Below are 13,046 nucleotides of genomic sequence, written 5' to 3'. Positions count from 1 at the left end.
GGCCGCAACCGTCAGCGCACCGGTGGCGCGTACTGGATGCCGCCGTTGTTCCACAGAGCGTTCAGGCCGCGGTCGATTTGCAGTGGGGTTTCCTTGCCCAGGTTCTTCTCGAAGACTTCACCGTAGTTACCGACCTGCTTGACGATCTGCACTACCCAGTCCTTCGGCAGCTTCAGGTCCTTGCCGTACTCACCGTCGGCGCCGAGCATGCGGGCCACGTCAGGGTTCTTGGTGGCTTTGGCTTCTGCCTCGACGTTCTTCGAGTTGATGCCCATTTCTTCGGCATTGAGCATGGCGAACAGGGTCCACTTGACGATGCTGAACCACTCTTCATCGCCTTTACGTACCACTGGGCCCAGCGGTTCCTTGGAAATGGTTTCCGGCAGCACTACGTAGTCGGCCGGGGCGGCCAGCTTGGAGCGCTGTGCGTAGAGCTGCGACTTATCCGAAGTCAGCACGTCGCAACGACCGGACTCCAGCGACTTGGCGCTTTCGTCAGAGGTGTCGAAGGTGATCGGGGTGTACTTCAGGCCATTGGCGCGGAAATAGTCGGAAACGTTGAGTTCGGTGGTAGTACCGGCCTGGATGCAGATGGTTGCACCGTCCAGCTCCTTGGCGCTGGAAACGCCGAGCTTCTTGTTGACCAGGAAACCGATACCGTCGTAATAGGTAACACCGGCGAACACCAGGCCCATGCCCGCGTCACGCGAGCTGGTCCAGGTGGTGTTACGCGACAGCACGTCAACTTCGCCGGACTGCAGCGCGGTGAAACGCTCCTTGGCGTTGAGCTGGCTGAACTTGACCTTCTTGGCATCGCCGAACACAGCTGCGGCCACTGCGCGGCAGACGTCTGCGTCGATACCGACGATATTGCCCTTGGCATCCGGAACCGAGAAGCCCGGCAAGCCGTCACTGACGCCACACTGAACGAAGCCCTTCTTCTGTACCGCGTCCAGGGTCGCACCTGCCTGTGCGATACCACTGATACCGAGTACGGTAGCAGCGGTAACCACTGCAAGGGTGGATTTCAACATCTTCATTCAAACCTCCAGTCTTGCTCTTATTGTGTTGAGCCGGGATTGCACCGCACCCTTATGAGGCGCATCCGACCCGTGTTGGCTTGTTTTTGGGTCAATTGGCGCAATGCGCTGTTCTGTGACAGCCTTGGGGACCGCTAACGGGTGTTACCGTCCAAAACGTGTAACCTCGCATCAGGGATTTCATAGCAAAGCGCGTACCACACTGAGCGGCTAAAGCGTTTCAGTTAACGTCAATAGGAAAACTTGCAACGTTGCGACAGGTTTTTCCCGGATTTACCCGACGCGCCTTCATTTCATGCACGCAAACAAGAGCGCGCGCACACTTTCGGAGCAGTCATGAGCCACCCGTTGATCCTCGAACCACAAAAAACAGCAGACGCCTGTGTGATCTGGTTGCACGGCCTGGGGGCCGATCGTTACGACTTCATGCCAGTGGCTGAAGCCCTGCAGGAAGTGCTGCTGACCACCCGCTTCGTCATGCCCCAGGCGCCAACCCGTCCGGTGACCATCAACGGTGGTTATGAAATGCCCAGCTGGTACGACATCAAGGCCATGACCCCGGCGCGGGCGATCGATGAAGATCAGTTGCAGGCCTCGGCGGATCAGGTGATCGAACTGATCAAGGCCGAACAGGCAAAGGGCATCGACCTGGCCCGCATCATCCTCGCCGGCTTTTCCCAAGGTGGTGCGGTAGTGCTGCACACTGCTTATATAAAGTGGCAAGAAGCCCTGGGCGGGGTGATCGCCCTGTCGACCTATGCACCGACCTTTGCCCAGGAGCGCGAACTGAGCGCTTGCCAGCAGCGCACCCCAGCCCTGTGCCTGCACGGTGTTTATGACTCCGTGGTGCTGCCAGCGATGGGCCGTACCGCCTTTGAGCACCTCCAGCATTGGGGAGTCGACGCCGAGTGGAAGGAATATCCGATGGAGCACGAAGTGCTGAACGAGGAGATCCGCGATATCGCCGTCTGGCTCACCGAGCGCCTGCGCTAAATGAAAACTTCCCTGTAGTTGTCAGTGCAATCCACTACGCCGCGCCCGTTTCTTGCATTACACTGGCCGGCGTACATTCCTTAACCAATTGATGAGATGACCGTGCTCAAAGCACTCAAGAAGATGTTCGGCAAGAGCGAGGTTGAGCAACTCGCCACCGAAAGCGCTGCCCCTGTGAAGCAGCCACCCGCAGTACCCCAGGCCCCTGCCCCGGCCGCCCCGCTCAAAACCGAAGTCGAGGCCGCCAAGCCGGCACGCGCCGAAAAGCCGGCCGAGCCCAAACCGCGCCGTGAGCGCAAGCCAAAACCTGCAGCCTCCACCTGGAAGCTGGAAGATTTCGTGGTCGAGCCGCAAGAAGGCAAGACCCGCTTCCATGACTTCAAGCTCTCGCCTGAGCTGATGCATGCGATCCACGACCTGGGCTTTCCTTATTGCACGCCGATCCAGGCGCAAGTGCTGGGTTATACCCTGCGCGGCAAGGACGCCATTGGCCGCGCCCAGACCGGCACCGGCAAGACCGCGGCCTTCCTGATCTCGATCATCACCCAGTTGCAGCAGACCCCACCGCCGAAAGAGCGCTACATGGGCGAGCCACGGGCACTGATCATCGCCCCGACCCGGGAGCTGGTGGTACAGATCGCCAAAGACGCCGCGGCGCTGACCAAGTACACCGGTCTGAACGTGATGACCTTCGTTGGCGGCATGGACTTCGACAAGCAGCTCAAGGCCCTCGAAGCACGCCACTGCGACATCCTGGTCGCCACCCCTGGCCGTCTGCTGGACTTCAACCAGCGCGGTGAAGCGCACCTGGACATGGTCGAGGTACTGGTACTGGACGAAGCCGACCGCATGCTCGACATGGGCTTCATCCCGCAGGTACGGCAGATCATCCGCCAGACCCCGCCGAAGAGCGAACGCCAGACCCTGCTGTTCTCCGCGACCTTCACCGAAGACGTGATGAACCTTGCCAAGCAGTGGACCACCGATCCTGCCATCGTCGAGATCGAGCCGGAAAACGTTGCCAGTGAAACCGTCGAGCAGCATGTCTATGCCGTGGCCGGTAGCGACAAGTACAAGCTGCTGTACAACCTGGTGACCGAGAACAAATGGGAACGGGTAATGGTCTTCGCCAACCGCAAGGATGAAGTGCGGCGCATCGAAGAACGCCTGGTGCGCGATGGCGTCAACGCCGCCCAGCTGTCAGGTGACGTGCCTCAGCACAAGCGCATCAAGACCCTGGAAAACTTCCGCGAAGGCCGTATCACCGTGCTGGTGGCGACCGACGTCGCCGGTCGCGGTATCCACATCGACGGCATCAGCCATGTGATCAACTTCACCCTGCCGGAAGATCCCGACGACTATGTGCACCGTATCGGTCGTACCGGCCGTGCCGGCACCAGCGGTGTGTCGATCAGCTTCGCAGGCGAGGATGACTCCTACCAGCTGCCGGCCATCGAAGCGCTGCTGGGTCGCAAGATCAGCTGCGAAATGCCGCCAACCGAGCTGCTCAAGCCAGTGCCGCGCAAGCATCACTGAGTACTGACGGTCGCCTGAAAACGCAGCTTTGGCTGCGTTTTTTTATGCCGTTGATATTGCCCACATATACAGATAGTCCATAATAGACAAAATAGTTTATCTGGAGTCTCGTATGTCCGCGCCTCTCGTCATCGACCAACAGCTCGCTCGCCAACTGCTAAAGCAGGTGGATGTCCCGAAGATCCTGCGCAATCTGTTCCGTGACCTGGCGGCCGGGCAAGCTGTGCAGCCGCCACAACAGTTGGTGGAGTTCCCTGCTGGCCAGGGTGATTTCATCAACTACGGCGGCGTGCTGGCGCAAGAGCGTGTCTACGGGGTGAAAACCTCGCCCTACATCGTCCGCGAGCAAGGCCCGTTAGTTACCGCCTGGACCCTGCTGATGTCCATGGACAGCGGCCAGCCGCTGCTGCTGTGCGATGCAGGCGAACTGACCACCGCGCGTACCGCCGCCACCACCGCGGTGGCGGTCGATGTTCTGGCAGCCGCCAGTGCCCGGCGCCTGACGGTGATCGGTAGCGGCCCGATCGCCCGTGCCCATCTGCACTATGTTCGCGGCCTGCGCGAGTGGCAGGACATTCGTCTGTACTCGCCAAGCCTGGCCGAGCAGAGCATGGAGCAGCGTCAGTCGCTGCTTGACCTCGATCCTCGCCTGACACTCAGCGACAGCCTCGGCCAGGCGCTGGAGGATGCCGACGTGATCATGCTCTGCACCTCGTCGGCCACCCCGGTTATCGACCCGGCCACCTTGAGCAAACCGGCCCTGATCACCTCGATCAGCACCAATGCCGTACGCGCCCATGAAGTACCGCCTGCCAGCCTCAGCGCCATGGATGTGTATTGCGACTACCGGGTAACCACCCCAGGCAGCGCGGGGGAGATGCGCATCGCGGCTGAGCAATATGGTTGGCAACCCGAAGTAATCGTCGGCGATCTGGCGCAGTTGTTGAGCAACCAGGCCCCTGCCCCGGCCTACCAGCGCCACGCCTTCTTCCGTTCCATCGGCCTGGGTCTGGAAGACATCGCCCTGGCCAACGCCCTGTACCGCCTGCAGCGCGCCGACTGAGGAGATCTCCATGCAACAGGCTGACTTCATCATCATCGGCGCCGGTATCGCTGGCGCTTCCACCGGCTACTGGCTGGCCGGTCACGGCAGGGTGTTGCTGCTCGAACGCGAGTCGCAGCCGGGCTACCACTCCACCGGCCGTTCGGCAGCACTCTACACCGCGGCCTACGGCACCCCGCAGGTGCGCGCCCTGACCCTGGCCAGCCGGGAATTCTTCGACCACCCGCCTGCCGGCTTTGCCGAGCACCCGCTGCTCAGCCCGCGCGGGGAAATGACCGTCGATCTCACTGGCGATCCAGAGGAGCTGCAGCGTCAGTATCAAAGTGCCAAGGCATGTGTCCCCGAGGTCGAACTGCTCAGCGCCGACCAGGCCTGCGCTCGCCTGCCGGTGCTGCGCCGCGAAAAAGTTTATGGCGCACTCTATGACCCAAGCGCCAGCGACATCGACACCGATGCTCTGCATCAAGGCTACCTGCGCGGTATCCGTCGGCAACAGGGTGAAGTGCACAGCGATTGCGAAGTCCAGCAACTCAACCGCGATAGTGACGGTCTCTGGCAGGTGCAAACCAGCCGTGGCACCTTCAGCGCGCCGGTGCTGATCAACGCCGCTGGCGCCTGGGCCGACCAGATCGGCGCACTGGCCGGTGCGCAAGCGCTTGGCCTGCAGCCCAAACGTCGCGCCGCCTTCATCTTCGCCGGCCCCGAAGGCGTCGACAGCCACGCCTGGCCGATGCTGGTCAGTCTCGACGAATCGTTCTACATGAAGCCCGACGCCGGCATGCTACTCGGCTCGCCAGCCAACGCCGACCCGGTCGAAGCGCATGACGTGCAGGCCGAAGAGTTGGACATTGCCATGGGCATCTACCAGATCGAAGAAGCCACCACCTTGAGCATTCGTCGGCCGACCCGCACCTGGGCCGGCCTGCGCAGCTTCGTTGCCGACGGTGATCTGGTGGCCGGTTTCGACCGGCAAGTGCCCGGCCTGTTCTGGGTCGCGGCGCAAGGTGGCTATGGCATCCAGACCTCACCCGCCATGGGCCAGGCCAGCGCTGCCCTGGTGCGTGGCGAAGGCCTGCCCGAGGCCCTCAAGGGCTTTGGCCTGAACGCCGCGATGCTATCCCCGCGCCGCCTGCAGGGATGACGCACCGCCGCGATTGCGGCACACTCGCAGCGCCCTTGTGCCAAGGGCGCTGACACCGCCTGGAGCCTGCCTGAATGTCGACCCCTCGCCCCGACCCTGTCCTGGACAACTACCGGGCCATCGCCGATGCCATTGCCACCCTGTTCTTCCCTCACGCCGAGGTGGTGCTGCACGACCTGCGCAGCCAGAAGATCGACTACATCGCCAATAACCTGTCGAAACGCGAGATTGGTGATGACGCAGCGCTGGAAGACCTGCTCGAGACAGGCACCGACGAAACCAACATCGGCCCCTACGAGAAGCTCAACTGGGACGGGCAGAAGATTCGCTCGCTGAGCACCGTACTGCGCAATGAAGCGGGTACGCCGCTGGCGGTGCTGTGCATCAACCTGAACATTTCCCTGTTCGAAAACGCCAAGGCCGCGCTGGACCTGTTCCTGTCGCCGAGCAAGCTGATTCCGCAGCCTGATGCACTGTTTCGCGACGACTGGCAGGAGCGCATCAATACCTTCCTCAACAACTGGCTACGCCAGCGCCAGTTGAGCCTGAACCTGCTGACCCGCGAACATAAACGCGAGCTGGTTCTGGCCCTGCATGCCGAAGGGGCGTTCAAGGGCAAGAGTGCGGCCAACTACGTGGCCAATGTGCTGGGGATGGGGCGGGCGACGGTCTACAAGCACCTGAAGGAACTCAAGGCCTGAAGGCTTCAGGCCCTGAGCGTGGCGATCAATCGCCGTAGATGTCCGACTTGAAGTACTTCGACTGGATGTTCTGGTACTCGCCATTGGCGCGGATGTCGTCGATGGCTTTGTTGAGCTTGCTCACCAGCGCCTCGTTGCCCTTGCGCACCGCGATCCCGGCGCCTTCACCGACGTATTTCGGGTCTTTCAGCTCAGGACCGACGAAGGCATAGCCAGCCCCGCGCGGCATCGACAGGAAATCATCCAGGGGGATGGTATCGGCGAAAATCGCATCGACACGCCCGGAAGCCAGGTCCATGTAGATCTCTTCGTTGTTGCTATAGCGCTTGATGATGACGCCTTTGGGCTCCAGCACTTCAGTGGCATAGCGATCGGTGGTGGTGGCGCGCTGCACACCCACGCTCTTGCCCTTGAGGCTGGCGTACTGGTCATCGACCGTGGCGCCCTTCTTCATCACCAGTCGCGATGAGGTGAAGTAGTACTTGTGAGTGAAGTCGACCGACATCTTGCGCTCCTCGGTGATGGTCATCGAGGACAGCGCGGCGTCGATCTTCTTCACTTTCAGCGAAGGAATCAGACCGTCGAACTCCACCTCGTTCCACACGCATTTGACCTGCATCTGCGCGCACAAGGCATTGCCGATATCGTAATCGAAGCCGACGATCTCGCCTTTGTCGTTCTTCGAGGCAAACGGCGGGTAAGCGGCTTCGATGCCGATGCGCAAGGTGTCTTCGGCGGCGAACAGGCTGCTGGCCATCAGGCTCAGGGCCAGACCGCTGATCAGGGTGAAGTTCTTCATGCTGGATCTCTCTCGCTCGTTATTGGAGGTGTGTTGCAAGACAGAGGGAAAGGGGCAGGCACGCGACGGCCTGGAACTATTTTGTACTTATAATTCCATACTGGACTTTATTGTATAAAAACTCAACAGGCAAAAGCATCCTGGCGGCCCTTGTAGGAGCCAGCCTTGCTGGCGATGTCCGACTCAGCCGGGCCAGAGGGGTGCTACGCACCCCATCGCCGGCAAGGCCGGCTCCTACAGGGAGCTGTAGCGCAGCAGGCTACCAGCGCCCGGCCGCGTCTTCATCACTCTGCTTGCCCTCGACCCAACGCGGGCCGTCACCGGTCTGTTCTTTCTTCCAGAACGGTGCACGGGTCTTGAGGTAATCCATGATGAAGTTGCAGGCATCGAACGCCGCCTGGCGATGAGCGCTGGCCACACCAACGAAAACGATAGGTTCGCCGGGCTCAAGCGCGCCGATGCGGTGCAGGACCTCAACCTTGAGCAGCGGCCAGCGCTGCTCGGCCTCAACGACGATCTTGGCCAGAGCCTTTTCGGTCATGCCCGGATAGTGCTCCAGGAACATGCCCGCGACCTCCTGGCCATCATTGAAGTCGCGCACATAGCCAACAAAGCCGACCACCGCGCCGACGCCAACATTGGCAGCATGCATGGCGTTGACTTCGACACCCGGATCAAAGGCTTCGGTCTGGACACGAACGCTCATCTCAGCCTCCGGTCACTGGGGGGAAGAACGCCACTTCGTCGCCGTCTGTCACTGGCTCGTCAAGCTTGCAGAGCTCTTCGTTACGCGCGCACATGAGGTTCTGTTCGCCCAGAACTTCATGCTTGCCACCTTTGGCGACCAACGCCTTGCGCACGTCGTCCAGGGTAGCGAACGCACCTTCGAGTTTCTCGCTATCGACACCCAGCGCTTCGCGGTAACGAGCGAAATACATCACCTTGATGCTCATTTCACGTCATCCGCCTGGTAATGGCCGCTCTTGCCGCCGAGCTTTTCCAGCACCCGCACACCGTCGATGATCATGCCGCGATCAACGGCTTTGCACATGTCATAAATCGTCAGTGCGGCGACGCTGGCAGCAGTCAGGGCCTCCATTTCCACGCCGGTCTGTCCGGCCAGCTTGCAGCGGGCGACGATATACACGGTGTCGTTGCCTTCGGCGCTGAGCTCGACCTTGACGCTGGTCAGCATCAGCGGGTGGCACAACGGGATCAGGTCGCTGGTCTTCTTCGCCGCCTGGATACCGGCAATGCGTGCCACGGCGAAAACATCCCCCTTGGGGTGCTCACCCTCGATAATCATCTGCAGGGTTTGCGGGAGCATGCGCACCCGCGCTTCGGCTACGGCCTCGCGCGAGGTCACGGCTTTATCGGTAACGTCGACCATATTGGCCCGACCTTGGGAATCGAGATGAGTCAGCACAGCCTTCCTCCTGTTCAGGAGTGAAGAGTGTAAACCCAAGGGTGTGGATATCGCAGCGAAAAAAACCGGGCGGCAGAGCCGCCCGGTGCCCAAGGGTTACAGGTGCGATTCGGCGTATTCGGCCAGGATCGAACGCGGCACACCCTGCAGGGTAATGTGCACGCCGTTGGGGAAGTCTTTGAATCGCTCGGTCAGGTAGGTCAGGCCCGAGCTGGTGGCGGACAGGTAAGGGGTGTCAATCTGCGCCAGGTTACCCAGGCAGATCACTTTGGAACCGGTACCGGCACGGGTGATGATGGTTTTCATCTGGTGCGGGGTGAGGTTCTGGCATTCATCGATCAGGATCAGGCTCTGCTGGAAGCTGCGACCGCGAATGTAGTTCAGCGATTTGAACTGCAGCGGCACCCGTTCAAGGATGTAGTCGACACTGCCATGGGTGTTTTCATCATCCATGTGCAGCGCTTCAAGGTTGTCGGTGATCGCCCCGAGCCAAGGCTCCATTTTTTCCGCTTCAGTACCTGGCAGGAAGCCAATCTCCTGGTCCAGCCCCTGCACGCTGCGGGTGGCAATGATGCGCCGGTAACGTTTGCTGACCATGGTCTGCTCAATGGCGGCGGCCAGGGCCAGGATGGTCTTGCCGGAACCGGCAGCGCCGGTCAGGTTGACCAGGTGAATATCCGGATCGAGCAGCGCGAACAATGCCAGGCTCTGATGGATGTCGCGCGGTTTCAGGCCCCAGGCTTCCTGGTGCAACAGCGGTTCCTGGTGCAGGTCGAGCAACAGCAGCTCGTCGTCCTTGATGCCCTTGATCCAGCCAACGAAACCCTGCTCGTCAATGATGAACTCATTGATGTGCACCGCCGGCAGGTTGTCGATCATTTGCACCCGGTGCCAGGTACGCCCACGCTCCTGGCGGGTTTCGACCTTGCTGACCCGGTCCCAGAACGACCCGGTGACACTGTGATAGCCCTTGGACAACAGGGAAACGTCGTCAACCAGTTGGTCGGTGCTGTAGTCCTCGGCCGCAATTCCACAGGCGCGGGCCTTGAGGCGCATGTTGATGTCTTTGGTCACCAGCACCACATCCAGGTCTTTGCGCCGGCTGCGCAACTCCAGCAACTGGTTGATGATGATGTTGTCGTTGAGGGTTTCCGGCAGCAGACGGTTGGGCTCGTTGCGCGGGCTCATCAGGATCGACAGCGAACCCTTGGGCCCGCTCTTGCCGCGTTGGATCGGCACGCCCTGCTCGACATCGGCAGGCGAGGCATCGCCCAGGGTCTGGTCGATCAGGCGGATGGCCTGGCGACATTCAGCGGCGATGGTGTGCTTTCCGGTCTTGAGTTTGTCGAGCTCCTCCAGCACCGTCATCGGTATGGCGACGTGATGCTCCTCGAAATTGAGCAATGCGTTTGGATCGTGGATCAGTACATTGGTATCGAGCACATAAAGGATTGGCTGGTTGGAGGAAGTGGTGCGTCCTTGATCATCCATACTCGGTCACCTTTGTGGAAGCCATACAACGCAATACCTGAACGATGCTGCGCCGTGAAGTGGCCGCCGGTTCTTCCCTGGTCCGCGTCGTTACGGGTGGGAAGCTGCCCTCACAGAAATGGTGCCCAATGACGCCACCTGTGATGCAGGGTTCGGCGGTCTGTCTTCTTGATACCGCAAAACCCATGACCGGAAAAAGCATTTTTACGTATTTTTGAAGTTTATTTTTCGTGATGACACTTAGCCCTTGGCGCAGGGGCAAAGCACCGCTACAGTCATAAATCAGGCCCAGTGAATTGCGCGTAACATTTTCTTGCTGAACGCACTGTTCTCACCCTGATTTCAGCTTTTTCCGGCAAAGTGCCGGCAATCTTCCCAACCGATACCGCTTTGCGCCGTCTGTTTGAGCAGCCAGGCCACGGCCTCCTGCGCTTTGGGTTGGACGTCGTGAAACTGGATCAGTCCGCGGCGCCAGAGCAGCATCAGGGTCAGCACCCGTTGCGCCGACTGTTCGCCAGTCAAGGTGCTCTGATCCTGGGCGTCGATATTCCACAACACCACCTGCAACCCCTGGCTGGCGAAGAAGTCCTGGCTGTCAGCCCGGCGTTGACCATAGGGCGGCCTGAACAGCGCTACATACTGATCGGGCAGGTCCGCCTGCACCCGGGCCTGACTGCGCAGCACTGATTGCTGCCAGTCCTGCCATTGCCCGTGAGAGCGGTACTGCCAGCCTTGAATCCCCACGCACTGGCCTGTGTAGAGGGCACGCAGGTCCGCCAGCGAAGTCTTGTCACGGCGCGTCTGCAGGCTGTTGCCAAGCACGAAGAAGGTCGCGCCGAGCTTCTGCCGGCGCAGGTAGTCGGTCAGGGTATCGGTACCCGCACCGATGGCGCTGGGGCCTGAGTCGAAAGTCAGCATGAACAGCCGGTCATTGAGCTCATCACCGTTGCGCTCAAGCTGCGAATAACGTTCGATTTCGCTAGCGCTCTGCGGGAACAGCGCGGCTTTGCGCAACAACTCGTCCAGATAACGCCGATGGAACTCGCGGCTGGGTTCGGCCCAGCCAGCATAGAAAGAGCCGTTGGCCACTTCGAACTTCGCCGCTTGCTGGCGCAACTCGGCCTGGCCGTCGATGGCATAGCAGAACGAGGCATCCTGTTCACAGCTCTGCTGGGCCAGGTCGTAATTGCGCCATAACCGCTGCCACAAGCGCGCGCGCACCTGGTTGATCGACAGCAGATTGATCTGCTTGAGGCCCAGACGTGCTGCCAGCGCCGGTTCGTCGAGCGCTTCGCTGGCCGCAAGGGCCTGGGAAAAACCAAGAATCTCGGCCCGCGAGGCCACATCGAACAGCGCCGGGCTGTCGAGTTGCTCTGGCCAGTGACCACGTTCGAAGGTGGTCGGCGGCACAGGCGCGGCTTGCGCCGCGGCACTTAACAGTCCGCTCAGTAGTAGAAAAGCAATGCGCACGATCGAGCTCCCCGATTTCCTCGCCGCGCACTATAGCGTCAAGCGTCGGGATGGTCTGTGGCTATCAACGTCATAGCTGGAGATCAACGCCCCCGCCCCGTAGAATCGGCGCCACGATTTCAGGAGCCCGACCGATGCTGACGGTGATTTCCCCCGCCAAGACCCTCGATTACGACACCCCGCCGGTAACCCAGCGCTACACCCAGCCGCAGTACCTGGACGACTCCCAGGAACTGATCGGGCAACTGCGCGAACTGTCACCGGCGCAAATCAGCGAGCTGATGCACCTCTCCGACAAGCTCGCCGGCCTCAATGCCGCGCGCTTCGGCAGCTGGACCCCGGCTTTCACCCCGGAGAACGCCAAGCAGGCGTTACTGGCCTTCAAGGGTGACGTGTACACCGGTCTGGATGCCCAAAGCCTGAACGAAGACGACTTCAGCTACGCCCAGGACCACCTGCGCATGCTCTCGGGGCTGTACGGACTGCTGCGTCCGCTGGACCTGATGCAACCCTACCGTCTGGAAATGGGCACCAAGCTGGCCAACGCCCGCGGCAAGGACCTGTATGCCTTCTGGGGCACGCGCATCAGCGAATGGCTGAACCAGGCGCTCGCCGAGCAAGGCGACGATCTGCTGCTCAACCTGGCCAGCAACGAGTACTTCAGCGCAGTCAAACGCAATGCGCTCAAGGCACGGATCATCAACACCGAGTTCCGCGACTTCAAGAACGGCCAGTACAAAATCATCAGCTTCTACGCCAAGAAAGCCCGCGGGATGATGAGCCGTTTCGTAATCCAGGAGCGCATCAACGATCCCGAGCAGCTCAAGCAGTTCGATGTGCAGGGTTACTACTACAGTGCCGAGCAATCGAAGCCGGACAATCTGGTGTTTCTGCGCGATCATCCGGACGAGTAAACAGCATCGCGGGGCAAGCCCGCTCCCACAGCAATTATATTGCCCCTGTGGGAGCGGCGATGCGACGACTCGACTTGCCCCGCGATAACGCCAATATTGCAAAACGCCACTAAGACCATTCGTAATTTTTTGACGAAATTCAAAAAATAATTTCCGATACTGGCAATAAAACATCCCTCCACAAGTTCGCCCTTTATATACAGGGACGAAACTACCGAGTGCTATCAAAGTGAAAGCACTGGCACTTCAATAATTATTTAAAAATCTTTCACGCTCACTGAACCGCCCTCGGAACTTATTCCCTCGCCCATCGCTCATACCACCCGTAACGATTCTCGAGCATCGTGTGAGAGATGACCTACAGCGAACCGAGGAGATCCGCGCCCGACAAAAATCGTCCTAGTGGTTGATTTCAAAGGATTTTATCCGCTTGAAAGAGCAAGCACTGCAGTATCCGGACACGGAATTGCAA

At 60.3% G+C, this 13,046-nt stretch carries 13 protein-coding genes; 6 read left to right on the top strand and 7 right to left on the bottom strand.

Features of this window, described 5'->3' with window-relative positions; genetic code table 11:
- Positions 1–11: 11 nt before the first annotated feature.
- Positions 12–1,040 carry an amino acid ABC transporter substrate-binding protein gene (locus C6382_RS14335; protein ID WP_038607138.1) on the bottom strand — a complete coding sequence of 343 codons (1,029 nt, stop codon included), beginning with the start codon at positions 1,038–1,040 and terminating at the stop codon, positions 12–14.
- A gap of 336 nt (positions 1,041–1,376) precedes the next feature.
- Between C6382_RS14335 and C6382_RS14330 the strand changes: the two genes are divergently transcribed.
- The 5 genes from C6382_RS14330 (at position 1,377) to C6382_RS14310 (ending at position 6,474) form a co-directional block, all read left to right on the top strand.
- Positions 1,377–2,033, top strand: coding sequence for an alpha/beta hydrolase (locus tag C6382_RS14330; protein WP_107025077.1), 657 nt, complete (start codon positions 1,377–1,379; stop codon positions 2,031–2,033).
- A 102-nt stretch (positions 2,034–2,135) separates the two neighbouring features.
- Entirely contained in the window at positions 2,136–3,569 is a 1,434-nt protein-coding gene (gene rhlB / locus C6382_RS14325) for an ATP-dependent RNA helicase RhlB (RefSeq protein WP_371919622.1), read from the top strand.
- 112 nt (positions 3,570–3,681) lie between these two features.
- Positions 3,682–4,632 (top strand): ornithine cyclodeaminase family protein, encoded by a 951-nt coding sequence (locus C6382_RS14320; protein WP_107025075.1) that lies wholly within the window; start codon positions 3,682–3,684, stop codon positions 4,630–4,632.
- A 10-nt stretch (positions 4,633–4,642) separates the two neighbouring features.
- On the top strand, positions 4,643–5,773 hold the full coding sequence (locus tag C6382_RS14315) for an FAD-binding oxidoreductase (protein WP_107025074.1): 1,131 nt from the start codon (positions 4,643–4,645) through the stop codon (positions 5,771–5,773).
- 74 nt (positions 5,774–5,847) lie between these two features.
- Positions 5,848–6,474, top strand: a complete 627-nt coding sequence (locus tag C6382_RS14310) for a transcriptional regulator (protein ID WP_107025073.1) — start codon at positions 5,848–5,850, stop codon at positions 6,472–6,474.
- A gap of 25 nt (positions 6,475–6,499) precedes the next feature.
- On the opposite strand, the gene C6382_RS14305 is transcribed toward C6382_RS14310, so the two are convergent.
- The 6 genes from C6382_RS14305 to C6382_RS14280 form a co-directional block, all read right to left on the bottom strand.
- Entirely contained in the window at positions 6,500–7,273 is a 774-nt protein-coding gene (locus C6382_RS14305; RefSeq protein WP_107025072.1) for an ABC transporter substrate-binding protein, read from the bottom strand.
- Positions 7,274–7,532: 259 nt separating this feature from the next.
- The gene (gene moaE, locus C6382_RS14300) at positions 7,533–7,979 is read right to left on the bottom strand and encodes a molybdopterin synthase catalytic subunit MoaE (protein ID WP_107025071.1); all 447 of its coding nucleotides are present in this window, start codon (positions 7,977–7,979) and stop codon (positions 7,533–7,535) included.
- Between the two features lies 1 nt (position 7,980).
- Positions 7,981–8,226: a molybdopterin converting factor subunit 1 gene (gene moaD, locus C6382_RS14295; RefSeq protein WP_107025070.1), complete on the bottom strand. Its 246-nt coding sequence runs from the start codon at positions 8,224–8,226 to the stop codon at positions 7,981–7,983.
- The gene (moaC, locus tag C6382_RS14290; RefSeq protein ID WP_107025069.1) at positions 8,223–8,699 is read right to left on the bottom strand and encodes a cyclic pyranopterin monophosphate synthase MoaC; all 477 of its coding nucleotides are present in this window, start codon (positions 8,697–8,699) and stop codon (positions 8,223–8,225) included. Before moaC ends, moaD begins: the two co-directional genes overlap by 4 nt.
- Positions 8,700–8,795: 96 nt before the next feature.
- A complete protein-coding gene (locus tag C6382_RS14285) occupies positions 8,796–10,190 on the bottom strand; it encodes a PhoH family protein (protein ID WP_107025068.1) in 1,395 nt (464 codons plus the stop codon).
- 342 nt (positions 10,191–10,532) lie between these two features.
- Positions 10,533–11,660 carry a polysaccharide deacetylase family protein gene (locus tag C6382_RS14280; protein WP_107025067.1) on the bottom strand — a complete coding sequence of 376 codons (1,128 nt, stop codon included), beginning with the start codon at positions 11,658–11,660 and terminating at the stop codon, positions 10,533–10,535.
- A 134-nt stretch (positions 11,661–11,794) separates the two neighbouring features.
- Between C6382_RS14280 and yaaA the strand changes: the two genes are divergently transcribed.
- Entirely contained in the window at positions 11,795–12,574 is a 780-nt protein-coding gene (gene yaaA / locus C6382_RS14275; protein ID WP_107025066.1) for a peroxide stress protein YaaA, read from the top strand.
- Positions 12,575–13,046 lie beyond the last annotated feature (472 nt).

The sequence above is a fragment of the Pseudomonas sp. BBP2017 genome (genome assembly GCF_003024385.1).
Lineage (GTDB): Bacteria > Pseudomonadota > Gammaproteobacteria > Pseudomonadales > Pseudomonadaceae > Aquipseudomonas.
Note: the sequence above shows the minus strand (reverse complement) of the source record. Positions and strands in the feature narration are given on the sequence as shown.